This window comes from Pseudonocardia sp. SID8383 (genome assembly GCF_009864975.1).
GTDB lineage: Bacteria > Actinomycetota > Actinomycetes > Mycobacteriales > Pseudonocardiaceae > Pseudonocardia > Pseudonocardia alni.
Map to the genome: position 1 here is coordinate 1 of NZ_WWFY01000832.1, position 394 is coordinate 394.

Annotated in this window: 1 protein-coding gene; it reads left to right on the top strand. The window is 79.7% G+C overall.

Features of this window, described 5'->3' with window-relative positions; translation table 11 throughout:
- Positions 1–54 precede the first annotated feature (54 nt).
- The coding region (locus GTW08_RS19990) for a SpnB-like Rossmann fold domain-containing protein (protein WP_202417442.1) at positions 55–394 on the top strand (340 nt) is incomplete at its 3' end.

Here is a 394-nt window from a genome sequence, read left to right on the forward strand (position 1 = left end):
GCGCCGATCACCGGGGCGCCGATCACCGGGGCGCCGGGAGCCGGGACACCGGACATGGGGGGCGCGGACCTCCCCGGCCGGACCCGCGCCACCACCGGTGCCGTGCTGGAGCTGCTGCAGCGCTGGTCCGGTGACTCCCGCACGGCGGGCTCCCGGCTCGTCGTCGTCACCCGGGGTGCGGTCGCCACCGGACCGGCCGAGGACGTCCACGACCTCGGCGCCGCCCCGGTGTGGGGGCTCGTACGCTCCGCCCAGTCGGAGGTCCCGGGCAGCATGCTGCTGCTCGACCTCGACCCGGCCGACCCCGGCGCCGGTCTCGACGCCGCACTGGCGGCACTGCCCGGCCTGGCCGCGGCCGGGGAGACCCAGGCCGCCGTGCGCGGCGGCGCCCTCA